Below are 4,915 nucleotides of genomic sequence, written 5' to 3' on the forward strand. Positions count from 1 at the left end.
GTACTTCGTTCCAGTTACGTATTAACTTCTTTCCTCTTTGATTCCTTTACAGAGCCTAGGCTCTGTCGAATCTCAGAACAGAAGGAGAGTCAGAAGAGAAACTCTCCGACGGTAAAGGAAGAAGGCGCCTCTTCTTTCTTTCTTTCTTACATTAAGACAATTTTGTCTTAATTTTCTTCTCCCTCCAAGACAAGCCTTGTCTCATTTTAGGACAAGGGCTTATTCTTAAGACAAGAGTGTCTTAAGGGGCCAAAGTTGCTAAAAAACTAGGAGAAGGGTAAGAGAGAAGGTTTAGTCAGTGTTTGGCTAGAGGAGTCCTAGCCAATAGCCCATATATCAAGTTCTTGGGGTAGAACTTGATTGGAAGGAACCCAATTAAGGAGTCAGTGTCTTGATCATCTGCCAGTGTGGATCACCATCGGAGGGCGGACAAGTGGACGCCTGGTGTGTTCAAAAGGTTACTCAAGTTGGAGTTTATTTCTACATCAGATTGGATATAGCGATCTGAGGTTAGTATCTAAACTATGTTTAAATTTGGACATGCATGTAGTCATAGTTTTAATTGCTAATAAGGAGATTTTGGGATTAGGGTTCGGACCTGATTTCATAAAATTTTTGAAATCCACGCTTCACTGGTTCCCGAACCCAACACCCAAGCCATCTTGGGTCCTTTTGGGTTAGTACTAAAGGTGGTTCCTTTTGGAACCCAAATCTTCTTAAAATTATTAATTTTTCTAAGATCACATTGATATGCTTTATGACCTAATTTTTTACAAGAAAAATATGTAATGCTAGATGATGTAGGTATAAAGAAATTCTTGAAAATTTTTTGCTATTTTTGTGGTCTAAAACCCAAACCTGCTTTGTTGAAAACTGCTCTTTGATTATTCAATAAAAGATTTAGCTTTTCAAAACTATATGTAAACTTTTCAACAAATGGTTTAACTTTTTCAAGCTCATTTTTGAATTTCTGATTTTCTTTCTCAAGGTCTTTATTTTTCTTTAAAAGTTCATTATTTGAAATAATGACCTTGGGTCTTTTTAAAACTTTATTTTTCATTGACAAAGCATTCTTTTATTTTTCTAAAACATCAATCTTAGCTTTTAAATCATTATTTTCATTTGTAAGATTGGTATTTTCATGAGATGATGAACTTAGCATGCTTTTTAACTTTTGTTTCAATTTTTAGCAATCTATATTCATGCATGAGCTCATCAAATTTCGAATTAAACCACATGCTCCACCGCTTGTGCGGGCCCCCGTCAATTCATTTGAGTTTTAACCTTGCGGCCGTACTCCCCAGGCGGAGTACTTAATGTGTTAACTTCAACACTGGTTTTACCCAACGTTTAGTACTCATCGTTTACGGCGTGGACTACCAGGGTATCTAATCCTGTTTGCTCCCCACGCTTTCGCACCTGAGCGTCAGTCTTCGTCCAGGGGGCCGCCTTCGCCACCGGTATTCCTCCAGATCTCTACGCATTTCACCGCTACACCTGGAATTCTACTTGCCTCTATCTTACTCTAGCTAAACAGTTTTTATAGCATCACAATGTTGAGCATGCATGAACCCTCAAACTTATTTAACCGCCTACGCACCCTTTACCCAATAATTCCGGATAACGCTTGCCCCCTATGTATTACCGCGGCTGCTGGCACATAGTTAGCCGGGGCTTATTCATTAGGTACCGTCAGAATGATTTTTCCATCATTTATTCTTCCCTAATAAAAGAACTTTACGTACCGAAATACTTCATCGTTCACGCGGCGTTGCTCGGTCAGACTTTCCTCCATTGCCGAAAATTCCCTACTGCTGCCTCCCGTAGGAGTTTGGGCCGTGTCTCAGTCCCAATGTGGCCGATCAGCCTCTCAGCCCGGCTACACATCATAGTCTTGGTAGGCCTTTACCCCACCAACTAACTAATGTGACGCAAGCTCCTCCCTAAGCATACCTATTGCTAGGTCTTTTAAAAACAAGAAAGATGCCTTCTTGTCTCTATCCAGTCTTAGCAGTCGTTTCCAACTGTTATCCTCGTCTTAGGGCAGATTGCTTACGCGTTACTCACCCGTTCGCCACTAAAGTTTAATTACTTAAACTTCCGTTCGACTTGCATGTATTAGGCACGCCGCCAGCGTTAATCCTGAGCCAGGATCAAACTCTTCGTATGTTACAAAATTGATGCATCAAAAATTGCTTTTGGTGTCAATTTTAAGGTGTTAAAAAATAATTAAAAAATATTCGTTAATTATCATCTTCAGTTTTCAAAGATTAAAAAAATTAATGGTGAAGGGAGGTGGATTCAGACCACCGTACCTTACGGAACAGTTTTACAGACTGCTGCGTTTAGCCACTTCGCTATCCCTCCGAAATTGCTTAACAATTTCAAATTTATTTACCTTAAATATTATAGCACATATAAAAATGAAAAGCAAGCTTTTTTGATTTTTTTAAATTTTAATTTGGGTTGTTATTTTTGATAGGAATTTGGGGTTTGGAAAAACATTTTTTGGAATTAGATAATGGTGTTTGAAATATTTTTTTTGAAAAATAAAAAATATATTTATGAAGAAATTATCCTAACTAAATATATTGCTTTCCAAAAAATGTTTTTTAAAAATTATAAGGATGAACATTAAGAACTGCAGAAAAAATATAAAAGTTTTGTTTGTTTTTTTACTTAGTTTGATTTTTTGAATTGTTGCAAGTATTGATGAAGGAAAAAGTTTTTATAAAGCGTTTTGTTTTAATGCAAAATATTTTTGTTGCATCTTTTTCTGAAAGTGAGCAAAGTTTGGAAAATAGTATAGGTGTTTCCAACAATCCAATATAAAGACAATATTGGGTTAGAACGCGAGAAAAATACCATCATTAAAATCATAACAACACTCATAATTTTCATGTTTCTTTTTTCTGATTGTTTAGCTTTTTGTTTTTGTTCTGAAGTCAAATGATAAGAAGGGGTTTTTAAATAATCTGGTTTTTTAAACTAATTTTATTCAAAATAAACATCGTTGCTCCCACTAAAAAGAAAGCAAAAAGATAACAAAAGCATTATTGGGATTAGAAGGGTTTAAATTAATGAATCCTAAAAGGGCTTTTCAATTAATTTATCAGTTGCAAAAATACACTCCAGGAATAATAAAACGACTTAAGGTTTGATTAATTGCAATAAATAAGGGAAGTTGTAAGAAAGACAATAAAAAAGCCCCCAAAAAGAAAAATTATTTTTTGCGATAAACTTTTTAAAATTTCTAACTGCATTTTTTGAGCTGAGGCAGGATTCTTTTTTGAGAGCATATTTTTGCTTTACTTTTTCAATTTCGGGTTAAATTAAACTCATATTCATACTCAAAGTACTTGTTTTAGTATAAATAGGCCAAGTTAAAGTACGGATGAAAATAGTAGCTAAAACAATTCCTAACCCTAAGTTGACAAAAAACATACCAGAAGCACCAGAAACTAAGAAAGTTGAGAAAAAATATAAAAAAGAGCCAATTGAAATTATTAAAACATTCCAAAAATAACCAAACAGGCTCCATTCCAGTCTAGAAGAAATTGAATTGGAACTGAAGAATTAGTTATAAAAAGTTTTCTAGATATTAAATGGTCGTTATTGTTGTTTGTAAATTTAATATCAATATTGTTAGATGAATCATTATTGGAAGTGTTTTTGATATTTTCTGCATAATGTTCTTTGTCAAAATCTAATTTTATATTTTCTAAAGAAAGAGGGTTTTTATCTTCATATGTTCTAAATTCTAATGCATCTTTTAATTCTTTTTTTTGATATTTATTGTTTTGAATATAATCATCATTAGTGCCTGCAGAAACTGTTAAAAATCCTTCATTAATTTATTTTTGAATTCGGTTTTTCTTTATCGTTTTTATTTTTAAAAACATCAGCATCTGGTTTAAAAGTTAAAAAATATTCTTTTTTATTTAATTTAGAAAGATCAAAATTAGAAACATCTTCTACTTCCAGGATCTGGTTTTTTCATTAAATTAAAAATATTTTGCTTGCTTGTTTTATTTAACATGCCTTTAAATTCGTCTTGCATAGCCTATTTGAATTTCTTTCTTTGTTATTATTGATAACATAAACCACAAAAAATATCAGCACATTCATTTAATTTAGAAGGATCATTATTTGTAAAATATTCTTCATATTTTTCGCTACTTTTAAAAACAAAAACTTTGTCAAAACTTCTATTTTTTCACGCTTTGGAGGAGTAAGGAGCCAAAAATAACCTGAATAGAAAAATTGCTAAAAATAAAAACTTTTTTTTTTTGAAGAATGATTTCAACATCCATTTTAATTAACTCCTTATTTTAGTTATTTGAAAGTAATATGCGAGTTTTGGTAGCAAATTGCAAAAGAAAGTTTTTTTAATTGTTGAAAAGTTAGGCTTTTGGCTTGAGCTTTAATAACAATAACAAAAACATTTTGGGGGTTAAGGCAAGAGAAACACTCCTAATAATTGCTCTTAAACGACGTTTAATTAAATTTCTTTTCGTGGGCTTTACCATATTTTTTGCCAACACTTAAAGTAAATTTAAAATGAGGAAAGGCAGTTTGTTTGACGTAATAAATAATAAAAGTGAGTTCCCGCATCTTTTTTAGATTTAAAAACAGGGGTGATTTCGCTTTCTTTTTAAGAATATATTTTCTTTTTCATCTTCTTAATAATCCTAAAATTTTAACTTTATATTCAAAACATCAATTAACCATTTTAAAAAATATAAATTCCACAATTATTAATGATACAATAGCAATAAAAAGAAATTTATCAAAAACACCGAAAAGCGGTGTTTATTTTTGGTTTGAATTAATCAAAATCAAGTTAGTTTGATTTTAAACTGTTAGTTGCAAACGTCCTTAGCTCTTCTTCTACAATAACTTTGCATCCTCCAAC

Annotated in this window: 2 protein-coding genes, 1 tRNA gene, 1 pseudogene and 1 other annotated feature; of the genes and pseudogenes, 1 reads left to right on the forward strand and 3 read right to left on the reverse strand. The window is 32.2% G+C overall.

Features of this window, described 5'->3' with window-relative positions:
* Nucleotides 1-832: 832 nt before the first annotated feature.
* Both ACEW7V_RS02240 and ACEW7V_RS02245 read right to left on the reverse strand, forming a co-directional pair.
* A complete protein-coding gene (locus ACEW7V_RS02240; RefSeq protein WP_374695310.1) occupies nucleotides 833-1,060 on the reverse strand; it encodes a hypothetical protein in 228 nt (75 codons plus the stop codon).
* 243 nt (nucleotides 1,061-1,303) lie between these two features.
* Nucleotides 1,304-2,161 (reverse strand) — a sequence feature (16S ribosomal RNA rRNA prediction is too short).
* A 122-nt stretch (nucleotides 2,162-2,283) separates the two neighbouring features.
* Nucleotides 2,284-2,367, reverse strand: a tRNA-Tyr gene (locus ACEW7V_RS02245).
* Between the two features lie 1,027 nt (nucleotides 2,368-3,394).
* Between ACEW7V_RS02245 and ACEW7V_RS02250 the strand changes: the two genes are divergently transcribed.
* Nucleotides 3,395-3,526 (forward strand): hypothetical protein, encoded by a 132-nt coding sequence (locus tag ACEW7V_RS02250; protein ID WP_374695311.1) that lies wholly within the window; start codon nucleotides 3,395-3,397, stop codon nucleotides 3,524-3,526.
* 805 nt (nucleotides 3,527-4,331) lie between these two features.
* Here ACEW7V_RS02250 and rnpA read toward each other — a convergent pair.
* Nucleotides 4,332-4,662, reverse strand: a pseudogene (gene rnpA / locus ACEW7V_RS02255) (ribonuclease P protein component).
* Between the last annotated feature and the right edge of the window lie 253 nt (nucleotides 4,663-4,915).

The sequence above is a fragment of the Areca yellow leaf disease phytoplasma genome (genome assembly GCF_041920595.1).